This window comes from Halolamina pelagica (assembly GCF_001307315.1).
Classification (GTDB): Archaea; Halobacteriota; Halobacteria; order Halobacteriales; family Haloferacaceae; genus Halolamina; species Halolamina pelagica_B.
Genome location: NZ_LGUC01000001.1, coordinates 1,363,725 through 1,383,344 on the forward strand (window position 1 = coordinate 1,363,725; position 19,620 = coordinate 1,383,344).

Annotated in this window: 17 protein-coding genes and 4 pseudogenes; 8 read left to right on the forward strand and 13 right to left on the reverse strand. The window is 67.3% G+C overall.

Translation table 11 applies throughout. The annotated features are described in order from the left end of the window. Positions 1 to 48 precede the first annotated feature (48 nt). From SY89_RS18225 to SY89_RS07200, 3 genes are all read right to left on the reverse strand, one after another. Positions 49 to 876, reverse strand: a complete 828-nt coding sequence (locus tag SY89_RS18225; protein WP_239685536.1) for a sensor histidine kinase — start codon at positions 874 to 876, stop codon at positions 49 to 51. Continuing rightward, on the reverse strand, positions 783 to 1,724 hold the full coding sequence (locus tag SY89_RS18230; protein ID WP_239685537.1) for a histidine kinase N-terminal 7TM domain-containing protein: 942 nt from the start codon (positions 1,722 to 1,724) through the stop codon (positions 783 to 785). The genes SY89_RS18225 and SY89_RS18230 overlap by 94 nt, the downstream gene beginning before the upstream one ends. Positions 1,725 to 1,808: 84 nt before the next feature. After that, on the reverse strand, positions 1,809 to 2,921 hold the full coding sequence (locus SY89_RS07200) for an OBG GTPase family GTP-binding protein (protein WP_054583695.1): 1,113 nt from the start codon (positions 2,919 to 2,921) through the stop codon (positions 1,809 to 1,811). Between the two features lie 89 nt (positions 2,922 to 3,010). Here SY89_RS07200 and SY89_RS17170 point away from each other — a divergent pair, with 89 nt between their 5' ends. Together SY89_RS17170 and SY89_RS07205 are read left to right on the forward strand one after the other, a co-directional pair. Beyond that, the gene (locus SY89_RS17170; protein WP_189319126.1) at positions 3,011 to 3,319 is read left to right on the forward strand and encodes a hypothetical protein; all 309 of its coding nucleotides are present in this window, start codon (positions 3,011 to 3,013) and stop codon (positions 3,317 to 3,319) included. Beyond that, positions 3,316 to 4,067, forward strand: a pseudogene (locus SY89_RS07205) (VOC family protein). Before SY89_RS17170 ends, SY89_RS07205 begins: the two are co-directional and overlap by 4 nt. Before the next feature lie 21 nt (positions 4,068 to 4,088). On the opposite strand, the gene SY89_RS07210 reads toward SY89_RS07205, so the two are convergent. Together SY89_RS07210 and SY89_RS17175 are read right to left on the reverse strand one after the other, a co-directional pair. After that, complete coding sequence (locus SY89_RS07210; RefSeq protein WP_054583696.1) at positions 4,089 to 4,505, reverse strand: type II toxin-antitoxin system VapC family toxin; 417 nt, start codon at positions 4,503 to 4,505, stop codon at positions 4,089 to 4,091. Continuing rightward, positions 4,505 to 4,657: a hypothetical protein gene (locus tag SY89_RS17175; RefSeq protein ID WP_189319127.1), complete on the reverse strand. Its 153-nt coding sequence runs from the start codon at positions 4,655 to 4,657 to the stop codon at positions 4,505 to 4,507. Before SY89_RS17175 ends, SY89_RS07210 begins: the two co-directional genes overlap by 1 nt. A gap of 472 nt (positions 4,658 to 5,129) precedes the next feature. Between SY89_RS17175 and SY89_RS07215 the strand changes: the two genes are divergently transcribed. Next, complete coding sequence (locus SY89_RS07215) at positions 5,130 to 7,850, forward strand: DUF7827 domain-containing protein (protein WP_080506628.1); 2,721 nt, start codon at positions 5,130 to 5,132, stop codon at positions 7,848 to 7,850. Between the two features lie 151 nt (positions 7,851 to 8,001). Beyond that, positions 8,002 to 9,047, forward strand: a pseudogene (artA, locus tag SY89_RS07220) (archaeosortase A). A gap of 8 nt (positions 9,048 to 9,055) precedes the next feature. Here the strand turns inward: artA and dph5 are convergent. Beyond that, positions 9,056 to 9,862 carry a diphthine synthase gene (dph5, locus tag SY89_RS07225; protein ID WP_054583698.1) on the reverse strand — a complete coding sequence of 269 codons (807 nt, stop codon included), beginning with the start codon at positions 9,860 to 9,862 and terminating at the stop codon, positions 9,056 to 9,058. Positions 9,863 to 9,957: 95 nt separating this feature from the next. Between dph5 and SY89_RS07230 the strand changes: the two genes are divergently transcribed. Next, the gene (locus SY89_RS07230) at positions 9,958 to 11,157 is read left to right on the forward strand and encodes a PrsW family intramembrane metalloprotease (RefSeq protein ID WP_080506629.1); all 1,200 of its coding nucleotides are present in this window, start codon (positions 9,958 to 9,960) and stop codon (positions 11,155 to 11,157) included. Here SY89_RS07230 and SY89_RS07235 read toward each other — a convergent pair whose 3' ends face one another. After that, positions 11,158 to 12,081: an ABC transporter permease subunit gene (locus SY89_RS07235; protein WP_239685646.1), complete on the reverse strand. Its 924-nt coding sequence runs from the start codon at positions 12,079 to 12,081 to the stop codon at positions 11,158 to 11,160. Between the two features lie 187 nt (positions 12,082 to 12,268). Between SY89_RS07235 and SY89_RS07240 the strand changes: the two genes are divergently transcribed. Continuing rightward, positions 12,269 to 13,456 (forward strand): ABC transporter permease, encoded by a 1,188-nt coding sequence (locus SY89_RS07240; protein WP_054583700.1) that lies wholly within the window; start codon positions 12,269 to 12,271, stop codon positions 13,454 to 13,456. On the opposite strand, the gene SY89_RS07245 is transcribed toward SY89_RS07240, so the two are convergent. Further along, positions 13,453 to 13,662: an ABC transporter permease subunit gene (locus SY89_RS07245; RefSeq protein ID WP_054583701.1), complete on the reverse strand. Its 210-nt coding sequence runs from the start codon at positions 13,660 to 13,662 to the stop codon at positions 13,453 to 13,455. The two genes, SY89_RS07240 and SY89_RS07245, sit on opposite strands and share 4 nt — an antisense overlap. Positions 13,663 to 13,679: 17 nt before the next feature. Next, the gene (locus tag SY89_RS07250) at positions 13,680 to 14,450 is read right to left on the reverse strand and encodes an ABC transporter permease family protein (RefSeq protein ID WP_054583702.1); all 771 of its coding nucleotides are present in this window, start codon (positions 14,448 to 14,450) and stop codon (positions 13,680 to 13,682) included. Positions 14,451 to 14,570: 120 nt separating this feature from the next. Between SY89_RS07250 and SY89_RS07255 the strand changes: the two genes are divergently transcribed. Both SY89_RS07255 and SY89_RS07260 read left to right on the forward strand, forming a co-directional pair. Next, on the forward strand, positions 14,571 to 15,758 hold the full coding sequence (locus tag SY89_RS07255) for an ABC transporter permease (protein ID WP_054583703.1): 1,188 nt from the start codon (positions 14,571 to 14,573) through the stop codon (positions 15,756 to 15,758). Between the two features lie 76 nt (positions 15,759 to 15,834). After that, complete coding sequence (locus tag SY89_RS07260) at positions 15,835 to 16,116, forward strand: DUF7526 family protein (protein ID WP_054583704.1); 282 nt, start codon at positions 15,835 to 15,837, stop codon at positions 16,114 to 16,116. Here SY89_RS07260 and SY89_RS19830 read toward each other — a convergent pair. From SY89_RS19830 to SY89_RS07270, 4 genes and pseudogenes are all read right to left on the reverse strand, one after another. Next, positions 16,101 to 16,295 carry a DUF7546 family protein gene (locus tag SY89_RS19830; RefSeq protein WP_463467455.1) on the reverse strand — a complete coding sequence of 65 codons (195 nt, stop codon included), beginning with the start codon at positions 16,293 to 16,295 and terminating at the stop codon, positions 16,101 to 16,103. The two genes, SY89_RS07260 and SY89_RS19830, sit on opposite strands and share 16 nt — an antisense overlap. Before the next feature lie 17 nt (positions 16,296 to 16,312). Beyond that, positions 16,313 to 16,783: pseudogene (locus tag SY89_RS19835) on the reverse strand (DUF7546 family protein); the annotation flags it as partial. A gap of 89 nt (positions 16,784 to 16,872) precedes the next feature. Continuing rightward, positions 16,873 to 19,298: pseudogene (locus SY89_RS18235) on the reverse strand (heavy metal translocating P-type ATPase); the annotation flags it as partial. Between the two features lie 10 nt (positions 19,299 to 19,308). Then, the gene (locus SY89_RS07270; protein ID WP_054583705.1) at positions 19,309 to 19,533 is read right to left on the reverse strand and encodes a hypothetical protein; all 225 of its coding nucleotides are present in this window, start codon (positions 19,531 to 19,533) and stop codon (positions 19,309 to 19,311) included. Positions 19,534 to 19,620 lie beyond the last annotated feature (87 nt).

The following is a 19,620-nucleotide window of genomic DNA, read 5'->3' on the forward strand; positions in this document are numbered from 1 at the left end:
GTCGTGCGTGATGTTCAATCTATGCCCGGGTGAGGCGGCGGGCCGCCGCTACGCGGTCGCCGTGGTCTCGGCTGGGTCGGCTTTCGGCAGTTCGACGACGAACACCGCCCCTCGCGGGTCGTTGTCCTCGACGCGAACGTCGCCACCGAACTGCTGGGTTAATGTGTGGACGAGGTAGAGCCCGATCCCGGATCCGGGGCTGTCGAGCCCCTTCTCCCCCTTGCCGAAGATCCGCTCTTTTTCGTCGTCGGGCACGCCCGGGCCGTTGTCGGCGACCCGCACCCGGACGGTATCGGCGTCCTCGATGGCCTCGACGGTGACTTCCGGCGAGTCCGAGTCGTTGTGCCGGACGGCGTTCTCGAGCAGGTTCCGGAACACCGAGGAGAGCATCTCGTTGCCCTGCACCGACACGGTCGGGATATCGCCGTCGAGGCGGCATTCGGCGTCGGGGTGGGTCTCGCGGACGGCCTCCAGTTCCGTCTCGAGGTGGCGTCGGAGATCAGTCGCCCCCAGGTCCGGGGTCTGTTCGCCCGAGAGCGACTCGACGAACTCGCGGGCGGTTTCGGTGAGCTCGATCACGTGTTCGGATTTCCGAAGCACACGGTCCAGCGCCTCCTGTCCGGAGTCGTCGACGTGGGGCGGCAGCGTCTCGGCCCAGCCACGGATCACGGCCATGTCGTTCCGGATGTCGTGGCGGACGACGCGGTTCAGCGCCTCGAGCTGTTCGGTTTTCTCTTCGAGACGCCGACGATACGCCTCCTGTTCGGTCACGTCGGCGATCGTCACCAACTGTCCAGTCGTGACGCCGCCGGTGGTGAACGGGGAGACAGACAGCTGGTAGTAGTGCCGTTCGTCTTCCGGGCCGGTCGCGAACACCCCCGGATCGTCGAGTCGAGCAGCGAACTCGGGATCGACGGTGTCGACGGGTTGGCCGATCGAGTTCTGGAGCGCCGGGAACAGCGTGGCCGCGGCCTGGTTGAAGTCCCGCACGCGCTCATCGCGGTCGAGGAAGACGGCGGGGGCGTCGCTCCCCCGGTGAGCTGGACGGCCTCGAACCGACGCACGTAGACGAACAGCGTCCCGACGGCGAAGACGGCGACGCCAGGCGGCTCGTACATCAGCGGGAGCAGCCAGTCGATCTGGTCGCCGAAGATGGTCACGACCGCCGGCACGCCCGTCACGGTCGCGAGCGTGATCAGCGGCCGGCTGTCGGTTCCGGTGTGGTAGAACCGCTCGAGCAGCATGAAGAAGCCGACGGCGATGACTGCGTAGGACAGCCCCAGCGTGACCCAGTAGAGGATGCCGTGCTGGATCGCGAGGTGGGGGAACGGATCTGTGGTCCACGCGGTCGTGAAGTAGAGATTGTGGAGCGGGTTCGTCAGTTTCAGGAGGACGAACAGGAGGAACACGCCGACCATGCTCCAGCGGTACGGCGCCTGCCGCGGGCGGCGACCGGTGTAGGCGGCACAGAAGTACGTCCACGCCGCGACGGCGACGAACGCGAAGATGAACCCGATGGTGTAGGAGGTCAATCGCAGGCTGTCGGTCGGGGCGACCAGATAGCCGACGTAGCCAAGCGACCACAGCACCACCGCAAGCAGGAGGGCGACGAGCCCCTGTCGCGTGCCCGGGTGCTTGATCCGGAACGCTCGCGGGAGGCTCAGCAGACACGCGACACCGGAGACGCCGAAGAGGGCGACGTGGGCCAGAAGGAGCGGGTCCATCGCGAGTGTGTGTCACTCATTCGCGCTCGGCATAACTGCTTTGGAACCACTGGCGGCAGGTGTCACGGCGCGCCGTCGACGCGGCTACTTCCGGACGATGATGCGGAGTTCGTCCTCGTCGGCGAGTTCGTGCTCCAGTCCGACCTGCTGGTCGTCGTGCTTCGCCGAATCCCCGCGCACGCGGGCGAAGCGGAACCGGTTCAAGAACTCGTCGCCGCCGATGTCGAGGCAGGCGTCCTCGACGGTGGACTCGGGCGGCAGGACCAACGGTTCCTCGTAGTCGACGCCGCGGCCGGGCTTGTCCATGTAGACGCGGATCAGGCCCAGCTCCTCCCAGATCTCCTCTTTGAGGCCGTCAAGCCCCTTCTCCTCGACGGCGGAGATGAAGATCGCGTCCTCGGGGTCGATGTCGTGCTCCCGGAGGTCGTCTTTGACGGTGGGGAGGTAGCCGGGGTCGATCAGGTCGGCTTTGTTGACCGTCACGATCGAGGGGAGGTAGACGCGGTTGTCCATGATCGCGTCGATGAGTTCGTCGATGGAGGGGTCGCCGCGGACGGTCACCTCGGCGTTGACGTAGCCGTGCTCGCGGAGCACGTCCTTGATCGTCTCCTCGTCCATGCTCACCGAGTCGCTGGTGGTGACCTGGAGGCCGCCAGTGTGCGATTTGGTGATCGAGACGCTCGCGGGCTCGGTGTCGAGCCGGATCTTGTTCTTGTACAGCTCCTCGGAGAGTCGTTCGTACTGGTCGATCTCGAACACCGAGAGCACGAACACGACCAGATCCGCCGTCCGGACGACCGAGAGCACCTCCTGGCCGCCGCCGCGGCCGCTGGCGGCGCCCTCGATCAGCCCCGGCACGTCGAGGATCTGGATGTTCGCGCCGCGGTGTTTCAGCATCCCGGGGTTCACGTCGAGCGTGGTGAACTCGTACTCGCCGGTCTTCGACTCGGCGTTGGTCAGGGCGTTGATCAGCGTCGACTTGCCGACGCTGGGGAACCCGACGAGGGCGACGGTGGCGTCGCCGGTCTTCTCGACGGCGTAGCCGTGGCCGCCGCCGGAGGAGGACTGGTTCTCCAGCTTCTCCTTTTTCTCCGCGAGCTTCGCCTTCAGCCGCCCGATGTGTGCCTCCGTGGACTTGTTGTAGGGCGTCTCGGCGATCTCCTCGCGGAGTTCTTCGATCTCCTCCTCGAGTCCCATCGGGCGAAAATCCGCCGTGGGCGTCGTTAAAGCTGTTCCTTCAAGGCCAGTCACGGCGAGCGACCGGCGGCGACCTCCGTGTCGCCGCGATGGAGCTTGACGCCGTGACTGTGCAGAGCCCATCACGGCGCGTGACCTGTGGCGACCTCCGTGTCGCCGCGACGGAGCTTGACGCCGTGACTGTGCAGAGCCACCCACGGCGCGTGACCTGCGGCGGCCTCCGTGCCGCCACCACGACGCTCGACGCCGTGACTGTGCAGAGCCACCCTCGTCCCGTGCCCGGCCGTCGACGCCACGGTGCCACCACCAAGCTCCGTACTCTGCCCAGCCAATCACGGCAGGAAACCGCCGTCTCCGGTAGCCTTTTCGCTCCGTCGAACCCAACCACGAACGTATGAGCCACACGCTGGATCACGTGATGATGCGGGTCGAGGACCTGGAGGAGTCGCTGGAGTGGTACACCACCCACCTCGACTACGAGGAGAAAGGTCGCTGGGAGGCCGACACCTTCACCAACGTCTTCCTCGGGCCCGAGGACGTCCACGAGGACGGCGCGCTGCTGGAGCTCACCTACAACCACGACGGGCGCTCCTACGAGATGGGCGACGCCTGGGGCCACATCGCCGTCCGCGTCGAGGACGTGAACGAGGCGTACTACGAGCTGATGGACGAGGGCGTCGAAGACTACCGCCGGCCCGAGGACAACCCCGGCTACGCGTTCGTCAAGGACCCCGACGGCCACGAGATCGAGATCGTCGAGCGCGACCACGGCGCCCGCTGGAGCATCGATCACACGATGATTCGCGTCGAGGACGCCGACGCCTCGCTCGGCTGGTGGACCCGAAAGATGGGGTACGAGACGACCGGGCGGTGGGAGGCCGACACGTTCGCGAACTACTTCCTCGCGCCCGAGGACGCCGCCGAGGAGGCGATGGCCGTCGAGCTCACGTACAACTACGACGGGCGCACGTACGACCTCGGCGACGCTTGGGGCACCTGGCGGTGGAGTGCGAGGACCTCGAGGAGTTCTGGGGCACGCTGATGACCCGGGAGGCCGAGGAATACCGCGATCCCGAATCGTGTGACTACAACTACGCCTTCACGAAGACCTTCGACGGCCACGAAGTCGAAGTCGTGACGGAGTAAGCGAACTCCCGGGCCTGCCGTTCAGGAACTGTCGTCTAGTTCTTCGAGTACGTCCTCCGGGGATCGACCGACGTGGTCGAGCATCTCCCCGTCGAACGTGACGAGTTCGGCGTCGGCACCGTCGGCAAGCGACGCGATGATCGCGTCCATCGGGTAGTGAAGTGTTTCGTTCTGTCTCTCGTTGGCGTTCATCACGTCGGACGCGTCTGGGATGGTGATCTCCGCATCGTAGACGATCTCGTCTATCGCGTCGTTCGCCGCGTTCAGGTCGGCGGATTTCTTTTTCGTCAGTACTGTCCTGATCTCCATCAGATTCAGTAGTGACGTATGGAGTTCGTACTCGTCAGTACGGTTGAGCAGACGTGTCGCGAACTCGCCGCGGCCTGGTTCGTCCGTCAACGCCGCGACGAACACATTAGTATCCAGAAACAGCCGCATTAGGACTCCCGGATCTCCCGAACGGCGTCGACGGAGTCGACATCCAGTTCTGCGAACCGACCGCGCAGCCGTGTTCCGAGTGGCTCATCCCGCGGCTCGTCGGGGTCTCGCCCGCTGATGAAGGGTTCCACGCGTCCAGCGATGATTCCCATACCTCCCTTTAGCAGCGTTTCCGCATAAGGGTTCGGCCCCTCCGCACTCGCTATGTCGGTCCACGAAGTTGCCAAACGAGGGGTCCCCTTCTCGTTCACAAGGGCCTTCGACGGCCACGAAGTCGAAGTCGTGACGGAGTAGCGGTCGCTCGTTCCCTATCTTTGGTTCTTCGTGCGTGGTCACGCGGGCGAGCGCTGCATCGGCGTCGACGACCCGCTCTCCCGACGGCACGGATAAAGGAGGGGGTGGACCGGCAGAAAGTACTTAACCGGGGTGTCGGGCGAGGACGGCTCTCGCGGCCGTTCCCGGGGTTGTGACGGTGTAACACGCCACTCGACTACCCACAAGACATTTATAACGAGGTGCGTATGTTTCAGACACCCCTACCCATGGTGGCAACAGCGAGTATCGCCGTTCACTTCGGCGTGGAAGTTGGCGCCGCCGCTTGCAGTGCAGAACCCTAACACAACAATGACAGACAACTCAGACAAGATCCGCAGCATCGTTCTGGCTGCGCTGATGGTGTTCAGCGTCTTCGCTGGCACCGTTGCGTTCGCCGGGACTGCTGCTGCGGCTAATTCAGGTTCGTTTACTCCTGCCTCTGACGAGGCAAACGCGGACACGAACCTAGATGCATCGTTCACCGTAAGTAGTGAAGACCCGGACAGTATGCAGCAGTTCCGGATCACGTTCACCGGAGCTAATAACTTTGACAACGGATTCGCGTCTGACATCTCCTCGTCGGACGTGACCGTGGATGTTGCCGGGACATCTGAAAGCGTCTCCACAGTTTCGCGAAGTAACAACGGAAAGACGCTGACCTTCTCGCTCTCGGACTCGGTGAGTCCGAGCGCGGGTGACACCATCACGTTCACGGTCCAGAACTCCCAGTTCCAGAACCCAAGTGGCACGGGTACTTACACTGGTGAGATTGTTGTCGAGCCTCAGAGCACGGCAACTTCGACTGAAGCTGACCTGAACATCAATACGGCTTCCACGGGCGTGCTGGAAGCAACGCACTACAACAACGACACTACGACGGATAACGTTGATCCGATCGTTGAGGTCGCGTTCGACACTGCGCCCAAAGAAACCCCGGCTGCTGAAGACTTCACGGTCAATCTTGCAAACGGTTCGACGCTGACCGTTTCCGGTGCAAGTGCCCCGCAGACAAACCGTGTTGAGCTTCAGGTTGATCGCCTGGTTTCTAACGTAGATAACGTTACTGTTGACAGTTCCCTAGTCACGGGTAGCGACGACGTGACTGTTGACGCCACCAACGCGCCGGTGACCGTCGATGCCTCGAACCAGAACTCTGATCCGGGGAATACCTCTGCGTACCTCGGATCGAACGTTGCTGTCAAGGCATACTCGACTGACGCGACCTTCGACTTCAGTGGGGAATACACCTCACGGTTCGCGTCCGGCACGGGCAGTCAGGTCTTCGTGATCGATACGGACGACCTCAGCAATGGTCTCATTCAGGTAGACACGCAGGACGATGGCTCGATCAACGCGAATATCGAGCTTAGTAGCCTGGGTCTGACCGTCGATGCTGATGATGTCAACGATGAAACTAACATCACCGGAACTGTCCAGGCCGACGACTTCGACCGCCCGGTCGATGTCGAACTGCTTGACAGTGACGATGATGTCGTCGCGACCGACGAGGTCCGACTCGGATCGGCCGGTAACGCCGACTTCGACCTCGGTACGCAAGACGCCGGTAACTACTCTGTCGTCGCGACTGACGTGAACACGGGCGTCGAGACGACGACCGACGTGAACGTCTCCGCGGCTGCTGAAGGTGCCGTCTCCTTCGCCGAGAACACCTACAGCGTCCCGCAGGGTGACGTAGTGAACATCACCCTCGACGTGACGGGTACAACCGACGGTTCGCTGGTCATCGGTCAGAACAGCCAGTCGGGCTACCAGGCCAACGTGACCTTCGTTGACGAGGACGAGGATGGCGAGGTCGTCGTCCAGTTCAACACGTACACGGCTGGTGACACTTCCGAGACGATCGTGACTGCTGCGGGTGAGGACAGCGCGACGCTGGCTTCCGGCAGCACCGAACTGGCCTCTGGCGACCTGCTCGCTCAGGGTGGCTACGATCTTGCCACCGTTCAGGGCCACTACACGAACGGCACGGACGTCTTCGAGAACGATGAGTCCTCGTTCAGTTCGCTCTCGATCGGCGAGCGCTCGACCGACAGCATGCAGCTGTGGACGGCGCCCGCTTCGACCGGGGCTGACTCGCTCCTCGACGACGTGACGCAGGACTCCACGATCGCTTCGGGCGACTGGGTCGTTCACCAGGTCTCGGCGACTGGCCTCGAAGGCCTCGTCGAGTCCCAGGGTGACCTCGAGACTGCGATCACCAACGACGTGCTCAACGTCACGGTCAACCAGACCGAGGAGACTACGCGCCAGAACCGCGACCCCAAGCAGCTCGACATTGGGACGGCTCTGGCTGACGACGAGATCGCACTGATCGCCGACGCGGAGAACGACTCCTACTACATCGCGCTCGACACGAGCACTGACGCGTTCAAGCGCGGTGGCGAGACCGGCTACTCGGCTGACGCCGACGAAGAGTACACGGCCAACTTCACGGTCAAAGACGAGAAGCTCGTTGGTGAGGACCACGAGTCCGTGGAAGCGACCTTCGAGGTCGTTGAAGGTACGGCCTCCCTCGACTCGACGCCGGTCGAAGTCGAAGCCGCGACGAACCAGACGATCTCGGGTACGTCCACGCTCGCGCCGGGCACCGAGATTCAGGTGACCGTCCAGAGTACGGAGGACACCTCGCCGCGGTTCTACAACAACCCGACCGCCACGGTCCAGGCTGACGGTAGTTGGAACATCACGATGGACTTCGACGAGCAGTCCGTCAACGACACCTTCAGCGTGAGTGCAGGCAGCTACTTCGACGCTGACGGTATGGTCGTCGAGAGCACGACCGAGGCGACGCCGACGGCTACGGCGACGCCGGAGCCGACTGAGACGGCAACGCCGGAGCCGACTGAGACGGCAACGCCGGAGCCGACGGAGACCGACGCTCCGGAAACGGACGAGCCGACTGAGACGCCCGAGGACGACACCACCACGACGACGACGCCCGGCTTCGGCGTCGCTGTCGCGCTGGTCGCACTCCTCGCCGCTGCGCTGCTGGCCGGTCGCCGAGAGTAACTGACTCTCGCGACTCCCAGTAGCTAACCACCGGCTTCGCGCCGGTATTCCCGCTTTCACTTCTTTCGAACGCGACACCGGATAGCGACGGCTCTCCGCCGTCGATGTGTCCAACGGCAAGGGATTTACCCGCGGACCGACTCCCTCCGGTATGGCCGGTATCGCAGACGCTGTCCCGCCGTGGCTGCTGAACGTGACCGACGTACTCGCGTGGGTCGTCATCGGCGCGTTCGTCCTCGGCGCGGTGCTGGAACTCACCGCCCGCCGGGGCGACGCCCCCGACGGGTCGCTCGCGGCCGTCGTCGGCGCCGGACGCCGCCGCCTCGAGCACGCGCGTCGCGTCTCCACCGGTGCGTGGGGGCTGTTCGCGCTGTTCTGGCTGCTGCTTTTCCCACACTTCGCGTTCGTCCACAAGAGCTACGTCGAGGGCGTGCTGGCGCTGATCGCCGTCCCCGCAAGCCTCTATGCGGGCTACCTGCTCTGGCAGGGCCGGGACACCCTGTTCGTGCTCTCGCGGGCGACCGCGATCATGGGGCTGATCTACCTCCCCTTCGAGACGATTCCGGCCGTCGAGATCGCCGGGCTCCGGATCCCCGCGCCGCGGCAGGTGCTGATCGAGATCGTTACGACCCAGACGGGCTGGCTGATGGACTTCTTCGGCGCCCACCCCGAACTCATCACGGGCCCACAGGGGTACCAGAACACCTACGAGTTCGTCGCCAGCGACGGGCAGATCCTCCACTTCTCCGTCGTGCTCGCGTGTACGGGGCTGGGCAGCATCGCCATCTTCGCTGGGCTCATCGCCGCCGTCCGCGCGCCGCTGCGCCGGAAACTCCGCGCGCTGAGCGTCGCCGTCCCAGTGATCTACGGGCTGAACCTCGTCCGTACCACGTTCATCGGGATCACCTTCGGTCAGCAGCTCCTCCACGTCTACCCTGATCTCGTGTTGACGATGTTCGGGGCACTGACCCCTACCGCGTCTCCTGGTACGTCTCGGACCGCATCATCAGCCAACTGCTGGCGGTGATGGCGCTGGTCGGCGTCACCTACCTCGTGGTCCGCGAGCTCCCGGAGATCCTCACGATCATCGAGGACGTGCTGTACATGGTGACCAACGAGGAGTACGACCTCTCGAACACGCTGGATCTGCCCCGCAGCCAGGCGGCGTCACAGCTGCAGGGGTCCGGCGACGACTGACGAGCGACTTAGCTGTCGGCCAGCAGCTCCGCCGGCGCGCCGGCCAGCGCTTCGAGCGCCTCAGCTTCCAGGTGGTGCGGCTCGGCCGGTACGACGAGCAGGTGGAGCGGCCCGCCGAACGCTCGTGTCGCGAGTTCCGAGAGCCGATCGGCCGCGACGACCGGCTCCGGGCTCCCCGCCCGGGCGACGACGACCCCGAGTTCGTCGGCCCAGTTCTCCCCGAGCAGGTCGGCGGCGTAGTCGCCGGTCATGTAGCGCTCGTCCTCGCCGAGCCCCGCGGCGTCGGCCGTGGGGTCATCGACTTTGATGTCGAGGTACACAAGCGTATGCAGGTCCCGCTCACGGTTCGCCTCGATCGTCTCGATCACGCTGTCGGGCACGTCGCCGCCGCCGTGTGCGCCCGGGAACGGCAGCGTCGTCGCCTTCCCGAACCGGTAGTTCTGCAGCCCCGTGAGCCCCGCCGCCGCCGACTGGGCGGAGACGCCGTGGATCACGCGGGTCTCGATCCCGCGCTCGTGGGCACGCAGGCGCAGATCCACGTGTGTCGTCGAGATCATCGTGTCCCCCGCGGTGAGGAAGGCGACGTGGTCGTCCTCGGCGGCGTCGAGGATCGGCCCCGGATCGCGCTCGACGCCCGCGCGGTCGCGCACGTCGATCTCGATGTCGTGGAACGCCTCCAACTCCGCGACGGTCGTCCCGACGAGGCGGCTGGTGTAGAACTCCGCGAACGCGCGATCGGCCGCAGCGAGCGCCTCGCGACCCTCGACGGTGATCGACCGCTCGTCGTAGAGTCCCAGTCCGATGAAGGTAAGCATGCTCGGGTCTGGGGCAGCGCGACCCAAAGCGGTGTCCATCGGCGGGCGCGTGACACGGCGGCAAGGAATACGTGCCTCGGGGTTTCAGGGTGTGTATGAGCGACACAGACCCCGTCGAGGAGGGCGCCGCCGACGGGCGGGACCTCTACGACATCGCGACGTGGGAGCCACGGACCCTCCTCGATCGAACGGCCGTCCGCCTCCACAGCGCGCTCGCGGGGGGCGCGCGGCTTTCGATCGTCCTGCTCGCGGCGTTCGTGTTCCTGCTCCAGATCGGCGGCGTCGTTTGGCTGGCGAGCCAGAACCCGACCGTCGGCCTGGTCGCCCTGCTGTCGGCGATCCCCGCGTTCGTGCTCGTCGCGTTCGTCTGGCGCCAGGACGTGGTCGAGAAAGAGCCACTCGACACGCTGGCGGTCACGTTCGTGCTCTCGGTGCTGTTCGCCAGCTTCGCGGCGACGGCGAACACGCTGCTTCAGGACACGTTCCGGATGATCCCGTTGGTGGGGCTCGGGCTGTTCTACTTCCTCGTCGTCGCGCCGGTCGAGGAGACGGTGAAGTGGCTCGCGGTCCGCCTACACGGCTACCGGCGGCCGGAGTTCGACGCCGTGATCGACGGCGCGGTGTACGGCGCCGTCGCCGGCCTGGGCTTTGCGACCATCGAGAACACGCTGTACGTCGTCCAGGGGTTCCTGCGGGCACAGGAGGCCGGCGCCACCCAGGCGGTCGGCGCCGCGATCGGCACGGCGACCTCGCGAGCGCTCGCGGGGCCGGGTCACGTCATCTACTCCGCGTGGGCGGGCTACTACCTCGGCTTGGCGAAGTTCAATCGCGAGCACCGCGGGCCGATCGTCGTGAAGGGGCTGTTGATCGCGGTGGTGCTCCACGGCGCCTACAACACGACGGTCACCTACGTTCCGGCGCTGTTCTCGCCCCCGAGCTGGTGGTACCTGCTCTTCGTCGTCGCCTTCGACGGGACGCTCTTCTACCTCCTCTACCGGAAGCTGGGGCGCTACCGCGACAACTACGCCGCCGTCGATGGCGAGGCACGGGCCCAGAAATCCGCAGACGGGGAGATACAGGGCCAGGAACCCGGCGATGGAGAGACAGGCCCCCTTGACTCCGACGACGGGGAAGCAGTCGACACCGAGGCGGACGGGCAGCCGGTTGACGAGCAGACCGACGACAACGACGCTCCCCAATCCGACGACCGGGGCCCGGTCTGGGACGCGCCGAGCCGGACTGACGGCCTCGAAGCGTCCGACCGAGATCGCGAGGATCCGGACCGCGAGCGCTGACTACTCGACGCGATCGACCCGCGGGTCGACCAGCGCGTAATAGGCGTCCTGGAGGAAGTTCACCCCGACGACGAGCGCGACCGGAAGGAGGACCACGCCGAAGATCAGGCCGGGGATTCGGCTCCCCACGGCGTCGATCGTCAGCGTCCCGAAGCCTGGCGTGCGGGTGACCCACTCGACGGCGTACATCCCGACCAGCACGATCCCGAGCATCTCCGAGGAGAGCACCGTCAGCAGGCGGGCCGCGGAGTGAGGGAACACGTGCCGGCAGATCCCCAGCAGGCCGACGCCTTTCGCGCGAGCGGTCTTGACGAACGGCTCGCCGGCGTACTGCTCCAGATCCGTCCCGGCCGCCCGCAGCTGGATCGCGAACAGGTAGAACGTCATCGTGAGGAACGGCCACAGCGCCGCCCGGAGGTTCCGCGTCGAGAACGGGCCCTCACGGGTGTCGTACCCCAATTCGACGAGCTGGCCGGCCAGCCGGAACACGAACACCGGGAGGTAGAGGTGGACGAGGTACGCCAACAGGAACACCGGGGTCGCGACCGCGGCCGCACCCAGCAGCGTCGTCTTCTTGGTGAGATCGCGGCGCTCGACGGCGACGGCGAGCAGTTGGATGACCGTCCCGGCGACGATAGCGATGATCGCCGCCGGAAGCAGGTAGATGAGGGTGACCACGATCGAGTCGACCAGCAGCGAGGTGATGGAGGCGGTCTCCCCGGTTGTCTCCACCTGCCCCAGATCGAGCGTGAGCAGGCGGACGGCCCACTCGCTGAACTGTGCGAACAGTGGCTCGGCCTGTGCGGCGAAGCGTGGCTCCGAGTACGTCGAGACGAACGACCGCGGGACGTACCCCATCGGGGTGGCGTTGGGGTTCTTCGTGAACGCCATCGCCAGGAAGGCGACGACGAAGGCGATCACCATCGAGAGCACCGCACGCCCCCGCGTCGGAGGAGTGTGAGGGCGTTATCCATCGGTGTGGCGTCGACGGGAGTCGGCTCGATGTGTGGGCATCGGGAGGGGGGACCGCTGCGGGCGGGGCATCTGTTCCGTGTTGGAAACACCCAAGCTATTAGTCGTGTCGGCTCACGACGAATTAGACACCGCTTCGATGAGTGACGAGCCCTCCACGGACACTGATCGGTTCGAGAGCATCGACTGGGGCAAGTTCGACGCCGCCGACTCGACAGTCGGCATCCCCCGGTGGCTGCCGGCGACGGCCGCCCTGCTGATCGTCGCGTTCGCCTACGACTACTTCACCGCCGAGGGGATCCCCCTCGCGATCACCGGCCTCGACTGGCTGTTGATCGCGGGGCTGTTCGTCCTCGGCTCGCTGGTCGTGATCCCGGTGAGCCAGAGCCCCGAGCAGATCGGCACCTACTGGGCGCAGTTCCGCCAGGACCGCCTCGCCGTCGCCGCGGTGGGGTATCTCGCGCTGTTTTTCCTGGTCGGCCTGTTCGGCCCTTTCTTCTTCAACGACCCGCGGCTGCACATCCTCTACTCCTCGCAACCGCCGGTGTGGGGCAGCATCGACGCCATGTACGTCCCGCGCTGTTACGGGCCGATCGTCGACGGTCGGTGTCAGGGGACGTGGGACTTCCCGCTGGGCACCAACGCGATCGCGGGGAAGGACGTAGTGACGCTGCTGGTGCTCGGGACGCGGACCAGCCTGAGCGTCGTCCTCGGGGCCGCGGCGATCGTCGTCCCGACGGGCGTCGGCGTCGGCGTCGCCGCCGAGTCGATCGGCGGCCGCGTCGAGACGGTGTTGATGTGGCTGGCCGAACAGCTCCAGACGTTCCCCGCCATCCTGATCTACTTCCTGCTCTTTTTCTGGATGGTCGAGGGGCGGCTCCGCCTGCTGATCGCCGTGCTTGGGTTCGTCAGCTGGGGTGGGCTCGCCCGCCTCGTCAGAAACGAGATCCGGGTCCGGCGCAGCGAGCAGTACGTCCAAGCCGCCCGGCTCGGCGGCGTCGACGACCGGCGCCTCCTCGGTCGGCACCTGCTGCCCAACATCGCGCCCTCGGTACTGACGAACGTCACCCTCCAGGTACCGCTGTTCGTGCTGATCGAGGTGTCGGTCTCCTTCATCGTGATCGCGCTGGCGGGCGGCACGACGACGCTGGGTGACCCGACGAACTTCTCGTGGGGCGAGCAGATCTACAACGCGCTGTTCTCCGTCGGCGCGCCCGCGGCGTGGTGGCTCGCGGGGTTCCCGATCGCCCTGCTGTTCCTGACGGTGTTCGCGTTCAACGTCGTCGGCGACGCGATGGTCGACGCGCTGGAGCCCCGCAGCGATTAGCCGCTCTCCACCCGGGGGTCGAACAGCGCGTAGTACGTCTCTCGGGCCGTGTTGACGACGGTGACCACCAGCACGGGGAGCAACACCGCGGCGAAGATCAGCCCCGGGCCGCGGCTCCCGGCGGCGTCGATCGTGAGTGCGCCGAAGCCGGGCGTTTTGGTGACCCACTCGACGGCGTACAGCCCCACGAGCACGATCCCGAGCATCTCGGAGGTCAGGACGGTCAGCAGGCGGGCAGCCGAGTGGGGAACACGTGCCGGCAGATCCCCAGCAGGCCGACGCCTTTCGCGCGAGCGGTCTTGACGAACGGCTCGTCAGCGTACTGCTCCAGATCCGTCCCGGCCGCCCGGAACTGGATCGCGAACAGGTACAGCCCCATCGTCACGCTGGGCCAGACCGCTGCGCGGAGGTTCGCCGGGGAGAACGGGCCCGTGGACTCGTCGTACCCCAGATCCGTGATCTGGCCGGAGGTCTCGATCACGAACCCCGGCAGGTAGATCTGGAGGACGTAGGCGACCAGGAACACCGGAACCGAGATGGCGGCCGCGCCGAACAGTTTGGTTTTTGCGCTGGCGTCGCCGTACTCGACGGCGACGGCGAGCAGTTGGATCAGCGTCCCTAGCACGATCGCGAGCAGCATCGCGGGCACGAGGTGGATCAGCGTGACCGTCACCGCCTCGGCGACGACCTCGCGGACGACGACCGCCCGTTCGCCGACGCCCATCTGGCCCAGGTTCAGGGTCACGACCCGGCCCAGCCAGTCGACGTACTGGGCGACCAGCGGCTCCGACTGCGCCGCGAACCGCGGCTCCCGGTAGATCCCGTAGAGCAGCCGTGGCTGGTACGCTTCCGTCGCGGTGTGGGGGTTCGGCACGTACGCCAGCGCGAGGAACACGCCGGTGAACACGACCCACAGCGTCACCGCCACGCGGCCGACTCGGCGGCCGAGCGCGAGGAGGAGGCTACGCATCTGGGCTGCCTGATCGCCATCCATTGGTGTGCGAACTCGGTGCGGTCGACTGGCGTGGAGGGAGAGCCATCTGCGGATTGATAATGACACACAGTCACAACTTATTAGTTCTTGCTGACCACTGGTCGGGGTAGTCCCCCCGCAATGAGCGATCCCTCCCCTCCGGACGCCGGGCGTTTCGCGACCGTCGATTGGGACGAGTTCGATGCCGAGGCAGGCGTACCGGCAGTCCCCCGGTGGCTGCCCGCCGGGGGCGTCGTCCTCCTCGCGGTGTTCGGGTACGACTACCTCGCCGTCGACGGCGTTCCGATCGCGATGGACGGCCTCGACTGGCTGCTGGTGCTCGGACTGTACACGTTCGGCTCGCTGGCGCTGGCGGCGCTGCTGAACGCGCCCGACCAGATCGCCCACTACTGGGGCCAGTTCCGGACGAACCGCGTCGCCGTCGCGTGTCTGGCGTTCCTGACGGCGTTCGTGGGCATCGGGCTGTTCGGCCCGCTCGTCGCGATCGAGCCCGAAGTGAACGTGCTGTACTCCTCGCAGCCGCCGGTGTGGGGCAGCATCGACGTGATGTACGTCCCCTCCTGTGCGGGCGAGGTCGTCGACGGCCGGTGTCACGGCACGTGGCAGTACCCGCTCGGCACGACCGCGATCGACGGCAAGGACCTGATCGCGTTGCTGGTGCTGGCGACGCGGACGAGCCTGAGCGTCGCCCTCGGCGCGGCGACGCTGGTGGTCCCGGCCGGCGTCGGTGTCGGCGTCGCGGCGGTCCGGTTCGGCGGCCGGGTCGAGGCGGCGCTGATGTGGCTGGCCGAACAGCTCCAGTCGTTCCCCGCCGTGTTGATCTACTTCGTGCTGTTCTACTGGCTCGTCGAGGGCCGGCTCCGCATCCTGATCGGTGCGCTCGGTCTCGTCGGCTGGGGCGGGCTCGCCCGGCTGGTGCGTGACGAACTCCGGGTGCGACAGAGCGAGCAGTACGCACAAGCGGCCCGCCTCGGCGGCGTCGGCGACCGACGGCTCCTGGGCCGGCATCTCCTGCCCAACGTCCTGCCGGCGGTGCTCTCGAACGTCACCCTCCAGATCCCGCTGTTCATCCTGGTCGAGGCGAGCATCGCGTTCATCCAGGTCCCGGTGTCGACGGGGACGACGACGCTGGGCGACCCCTCGAACTTCTCGTGGGGCCAGCTGATCTACAGCTCGCTGTTCACCGTCGGCCTGCCCGCCGCGTGGTGGCTCGCGGGCATCCCGCTGCTCCTCCTGTCGGCGACGGTGTTCGCGTTCAACGTCGTCGGCGACGCGATGGTTGAGGCGCTGGAACCCCGCAGCGACTGAGGGGATCGGCGCCAGCTCGCGGTCGGATGACGCCCGCGACCGACACCGCCTTTCGACTCGGGCCCCTGTGACGACTGTGACTGAGCGTATCGAAGGAGAGGTGCTCTACGCGATCCCGCCCGCGGAGCTCGGCGAGCACGATCTCGATCCGGAGCTGCAGTCGCTCGCGGACGCCCGCCACGTCCTGGTCTGTCGGCGCGGCGGCCACCCGTCGATCTTCGAACTCGCGTGGGCGATGCTCCGCCGGAAACCGATCGAGCCGGTGACGATCGTCGCTCGTGACGGCGCCGCCGAGGGCGACACCGTGAGCCTGACCGTCGAGGAGACGACGATGTCGGGCGTCTACCGCCAGGTGTAGCGTCTGAGCGGGCGCGCGGCGAGCAGCCACGCCGACAGCACGAACGCGGCCGTCCCGAGCAGGTACGTCCCGCCGCCGATCGTCGGCGCCGCGCCGACGCCCAGCCCCGCGCCGCCGAGCGCGCCTGCGATGCTGGCGACCAGCGGTAGCGCACAGCTCGCACACGACCCGAGCGCGATGAGCCCCCGAGACCCGCAGAGAGCCCCTCGTCGACCACGTCCCGAAGCGCGAGCGAGACCAGATACCCCAGCGCGACGATCCCGACCACGCGGTAGGGGATCAGCGTGAGCGCGACGTCCACGCCGCTGTACCGGAGCAGCGGCCCCCAACCGGGTGGCAGCAACACGAGGTCGGCGTTACGGCCGGCGTTCATCGCGGTCCCGATCGTTCCGGTTAGCCACGCGAGGCCGACCGCGTAGGCGACGCCGATCCCGCCGGCGACCCACCGACTCGTTCGGCCGACCGCCGGCCGGTGCGCGTGGCGGACCGCGACGACGGCGACAGTGATCCAGACGAACGGCACCGCGAGCATCGTCGGCGCCGTCAGCCCGGCGCCGGTCCACACGAGATACGGCAGCGCCAGCGCCGACTGGATCCCGACTGCCAGCACCGCGGTCCGGACCGGGGCCGGGACCGACCACGCCGGCGCGCTGAGGGTGCGGCTCACCGGCGCTCACCCCCGTCGCTCGCTTCGGCATCACTCGGGTCGGCATCATCCGTTTCGGCATCGTCCACATCGGCGCCGCCGTCGGTCACCGCGTCCGGCGTCGGCCGTCGCGGCTCGGTCCGGGTCGCCGCGTCGTCGCTCCCCGCATCCGGGCCGAGCGGTCGGGTCGTGTTGCCGACCACCAGCAGGCTCGAGGCCGCCATCGCCACGGCGGCGATCAGTGGCGTGATCACGCCCAAAACGGCCGCCGGCACGGCGACCGCGTTGTAGAGGAACGCCCAGGCGAGGTTCTCGCGAACCCGCCGGCGCGTGGCCGCGAGCGTCGCGAGCGCGCGGTCGACCGCCGAGAGGTCACGCCCCACGAGCACCGCGTCCGCGGCGTCGGCGGCGAGCTCCGTGCCGGAGGCGACCGCGATGCCCAGATCTGCCGCCGCCAGCGCGGGGGCGTCGTTGCTGCCGTCGCCGACCATCGCGACGGTGCCCTCCGAACTGAGCCGCCGGACCGTCTCAGTCTTGGCCGCCGGGGGCAGGCCGGCGTACACCTCGTCGATGCCGGGCACGTCGCGGAACCGGTCGGCGGCGGGCCCCTCGTCACCGGTGAGGACGACGACGCGGCGGTCCTCGCTGAGGCGTTCGACCGCTTCCCGCCAGCCGGGCCGCGGATCGTCGCCCGCGACGAGCACCCCGTGGACGCGGTCGTTCCAGCCCACGTAGGCAGCGAGCCGCCCGGACGATTCCGCGCTCGCGTAGCGCTCGCTGAGACTGTCGGGGATCGCGGCGTCCGCGAACAGCGATTCGTCGCCCACCGTGACCCGCTTCTTGCCCGCGACACGGCCGGCGACGCCGCGGCCGGGATGGGTTTCGTAGTCGGTCACCGTCGTGTCCGGGCCGACCGCCGTGTCGGCGTCGTCGGCAGCCTCGACGATCGGCGCGGCGACTGGGTGGTCCGAACGGGCTTCGACCGCCGCGGCGTGGCCCAGCACGGTCTCGCGGTCGCTCCCGTCGGCGGTCTCGACGGCGTGCAGCGCCATCTCCCCAGTCGTGAGCGTCCCGGTCTTGTCCAGTGCGACCACGTCGACCTGTTTCGCGGTCTCGACTGCGCTCCCGTCTGTCAGGACGACGCCGTCTTCGAGCAGCGAGCGCGTGCCCGCGGCGATCGCCAGCGGCGTCGCCAGCCCGAGCGCGCAGGGACAGGAGACGACGAGGACCGCCAGCCCCGTCAGCAGCGCCTCGGTGAGCGAGGCGCCGAGCAGGAGGTGTGCGCCGAACGCCGTCACGCCGAGGACGAGCACCAGCGGGACGAACACCGTCGCGAGCGCGTCGGCCAGCCGCTGGGGGCGCCCTCGCCGCGCACGTCCCAGAGCAGCGAGACCACGCGATCGAGCGTCCGCTCGGCGCCGTCGGCGGCCCGGATCACGATACGGCCGTCGGAGACGACGGTCCCGCCGCGGAGATCGTCACCCTGCCGGCGTCGAACGGGCAGCGACTCGCCGGTGACGAGCGACTCGTCGACGGCGGCGGTCCCCTCGAGCACTTCGCCGTCGACCGGGACACGCTCGCCCGCGCGGACGACCAGTTCGTCGCCGCCCTCGACGGCCTCGACCGGCACGGTCTCGGTTCCATCGGCTGTCCGGACCCGGGCCTCCGAGACGCGATCGCGGGTGAGATCGGTGAGTTCGCCGACCGCGTGCTGCTTGATCCGCTCCTCGTAGTAGCTCCCGACGGTGACGGCCATGATGACGACGATCGTCACGTCGAAGTACACCTCAACCCGGCCGGACGCCACCGCGAGCGCGCTGTAGAGGTACGCCGTCGTCGCCGCGAGCGCGACCAAGAGATCCATGTTGGGCTGGCGCGTCCTGACGGCGACGTAGGCGCCGCGGAGGAGTGGGGCGCCGGTGTACCCCAGCACGACCGTCGCCGAGAGCCAGACGTTCGCGAGGAGGAACCGTCCGGAGCCGTCGCGGAGGTCGAACAGCAGCGCGTCCGGCGGGAGCCCGAAGTAGACGGGGTACAGAAAGAGGATGTACCACAGCATCGCCATCATCCCGAAGAAGCCGCCGACGATGAGGCGACCGACCGTCCCGTCGTCGTCGCCGGGGCTACCGTCCGTGGTGGTCAGTTCGGCGCGATAGCCGACGCCCGAGACAGCGTCGGCGACCTCGCTCGGGTCGGTCGTGTCGGCATCGTACTGGATCCGCATCGCGTCCGCGGGGAAGTTCGCGTCCGCCGCGGCGACGCCGTCGCTGCTGGCCGCCCGGCCTTCGAGGAACGCCTCACAGCTCGCACAGTGCATCCCGTCGACCTGGAGGTAGGCCGTTTCGGCGTCCTCGGGCACTGACTGCGCCACCTCGCGGACCGACTCGCGGGCGTCGTCGGCGTCGACCGCCGCCGGATCGTCCAGGCTCCGGGCGACTTCGAGACAGCCCCGACAGCAGTACTCGCCGTCGATCTCGTCGTCGGTCACCGGCTGCGGCGGCGTCGTGAGGCCACAGAGCGTACAGTCGTCGCTCATGGCGTCGGCCTCACGACTCGGATACCGCTACCACCACCACGAGTGGGCATCGTTCAGACGCCGCTGGGCTCGGTCGTCTCGTGGGGCCGAACATCATGTACAGCGCTGCCAGCGCCAGGAGCACACACGTCGTCGACGCGAGACCGACGACGACGCCGCCACTGACGCCGAGTGCGTACACCCAGACCGGGATCAGCGCCGCGAGTCCGATGGCGATTAACTTCCGTGCAGACATTGGGGGTCGATACGCGCTGGGGTATCTACTGCCCTGTGCCGATTCCTACCCTGTGGGAACTGCCGGGATCGGTTAATGGGTTGGGAG